A 2,922-nucleotide genomic window follows, 5' to 3' on the forward strand; every position below is an offset into this window, starting at 1 on the left:
GAAAGCTGCTGGTCTTCTGTGGGTGTTCCCGAGTAGCGGCGGACTCCTGAAATCTGCCGTGAATCTGCCAGGACCACCTGGTAAGCCTAAATACTTCCTGGTGACCGATAGCGGACGAGTACCGTGAGGGAATGGTGAAAAGTACCCCGGGAGGGGAGTGAAATAGTACCTGAAACCGTTCGCCTACAATCCGTCGGAGCCTTGCGGGGTGACGGCGTGCCTTTTGAAGAATGAGCCTGCGAGTTAGTGGCATGTGGCGAGGTTAACCCGTGTGGGGGAGCCGTAGCGAAAGCGAGTCTGAATAGGGCGTTTTTAGTCGCATGCTCTAGACCCGAAGCGGAGTGATCTAGCCATGGGCAGGCTGAAGCGCGGGTAAGACCGCGTGGAGGGCCGAACCCACCAACGTTGAAAAGTTGGGGGATGACCTGTGGTTAGGGGTGAAAGGCCAATCAAACTCCGTGATAGCTGGTTCTCCCCGAAATGCATTTAGGTGCAGCGTCGCGTGTTTCTTGCCGGAGGTAGAGCACTGGATGGTCTAGGGGGCCCACAAGCTTACCGAAATCAGCCAAACTCCGAATGCCGGTAAGTGAGAGCGCGGCAGTGAGACTGCGGGGGATAAGCTTCGTAGTCGAGAGGGAAACAGCCCAGATCACCAGCTAAGGCCCCTAAGCGTGTGCTAAGTGGAAAAGGATGTGGGGTCGCATAGACAACCAGGAGGTTGGCTTAGAAGCAGCCACCCTTTAAAGAGTGCGTAATAGCTCACTGGTCAAGTGGTTCCGCGCCGACAATGTAGCGGGGCTCAAGCACACCGCCGAAGCTGTGGCATTCACATAATAACTTCGCCTGGCCTTGATGCCAGGTGCAGGTGTGTGGATGGGTAGGGGAGCGTCGTGCCGGGGGTGAAGCAGCGGGGTGACCCAGTTGTGGACGCGGCACGAGTGAGAATGCAGGCATGAGTAGCGAAAGAAGGGTGAGAAACCCTTCCGCCGGATGACCAAGGGTTCCAGGGCCAGGCTAATCCGCCCTGGGTGAGTCGGGACCTAAGGCGAGGCCGAGAGGCGTAGTCGATGGACAACGGGTTGATATTCCCGTACCCGCGAAAGAGCGACCCTGACGAACCTCGTTGTGCTAACCACCCGAACTGCCGGCGGTCTTCGGACCAATGGTGGGGAGCGTGGGAACCTGGCGGGTAGTAGTCAAGCGATGGGGTGACGCAGGAAGGTAGCTGAGCCCGGCCGGTGGTTGTGCCGGGGTAAGCGTGTAGGCCGGTGTGTAGGCAAATCCGCACACCATGAGGGCTGAGACGTGATGCCGAGCCGATTCAGGTGAAGTCAGTGATCCTATGCTGCCGAGAAAAGCCTCTAGCGAGTTCTTAGCGGCCCGTACCCCAAACCGACACAGGTGGTCAGGTAGAGAATACCGAGGCGATCGGGCGAACTGTGGTTAAGGAACTCGGCAAATTGCCCCCGTAACTTAGGGAGAAGGGGGGCCGGAGACGTGAAGCCCCGCGCGGGTGGAGCGTTGTATGGCCGCAGAGAGCAGGGGGAAGCGACTGTTTACTAAAAACACAGGTCCATGCGAAGAAGTAATTCGATGTATATGGACTGACGCCTGCCCGGTGCTGGAACGTTAAGGGGACCTGTTAGCTCTTCGGGGCGAAGCGGAGAACTTAAGCGCCAGTAAACGGCGGTGGTAACTATAACCATCCTAAGGTAGCGAAATTCCTTGTCGGGTAAGTTCCGACCTGCACGAATGGCGTAACGACTTCCCCACTGTCTCAACCACAGGCCCGGCGAAATTGCATTACGAGTAAAGATGCTCGTTACGCGCGGCAGGACGGAAAGACCCCGGGACCTTTACTATAGCTTGACATTGGTATCTGAATTAGCTTGTGTAGGATAGGTGGGAGCCGGTGAAGTCCATACGCCAGTATGGGTGGAGGCAATCTTGAAATACCACTCTGGTTGATTTGGGTATCTAACTTCGGACCGTTATCCGGTTCAGGGACAGTGTCTGGTGGGTAGTTTAACTGGGGCGGTTGCCTCCTAAAGGGTAACGGAGGCGCCCAAAGGTTCCCTCAGCCTGGTTGGCAATCAGGTGTTGAGTGCAAGTGCACAAGGGAGCTTGACTGTGAGACTGACAGGTCGAGCAGGGACGAAAGTCGGGACTAGTGATCCGGCACTGGCATGTGGAAGCGGTGTCGCTCAACGGATAAAAGGTACCCCGGGGATAACAGGCTGATCTTCCCCAAGAGTCCATATCGACGGGATGGTTTGGCACCTCGATGTCGGCTCGTCGCATCCTGGGGCTGTAGCAGGTCCCAAGGGTTGGGCTGTTCGCCCATTAAAGCGGTACGCGAGCTGGGTTTAGAACGTCGTGAGACAGTTCGGTCCCTATCCGCCGTGCGCGTAGGATACTTGAGAAGGGCTGTCCCTAGTACGAGAGGACCGGGACGGACGAACCTCTGGTGTGCCAGTTGTCCCGCCAGGGGCACGGCTGGTTAGCTACGTTCGGAAGGGATAACCGCTGAAAGCATCTAAGCGGGAAGCTCGCTTCAAGATGAGGTATCCCACCCACATTGTGGGGTAAGGCCCCCAGCTAGACGACTGGGTTGATAGGCCGGAAATGTAAGCCCGGTAACGGGTTCAGTTGACCGGTACTAATAGGCCGAGGACTTGACTACCAAGCTGCTACGCGTCCACTGTGCAACTCTGAACAAACCACCACCCATGTTGGGTTGGTTGACATGTTCATAGAGTTACGGCGGTCATGGCGGAGGGGAAACGCCCGGTCACATTCCGAACCCGGAAGCTAAGCCCTCCAGCGCCGATGGTACTGCACTCGGGAGGGTGTGGGAGAGTAGGACACCGCCGGACAATCTTTCAATTCAGGGCCACCCCGCACGGGGTGGCCCTCAATCTT

General features: G+C 57.2%; 2 rRNA genes (1 of these 2 running past the window's edge). Both read left to right on the forward strand.

The features are described from left to right. Positions 1-2,683: ribosomal RNA gene (locus M8C11_RS30035) — 23S ribosomal RNA — on the forward strand; it begins 426 nt to the left of the window's first position. 76 nt (positions 2,684-2,759) lie between these two features. Further along, positions 2,760-2,876 (forward strand): 5S ribosomal RNA (rrf, locus tag M8C11_RS30040). Positions 2,877-2,922: the final 46 nt, after the last annotated feature.

The organism is Micromonospora sp. CPM1, assembly GCF_023896895.1.
GTDB classification, from domain to species: domain Bacteria; phylum Actinomycetota; class Actinomycetes; order Mycobacteriales; family Micromonosporaceae; genus Micromonospora; species Micromonospora tulbaghiae.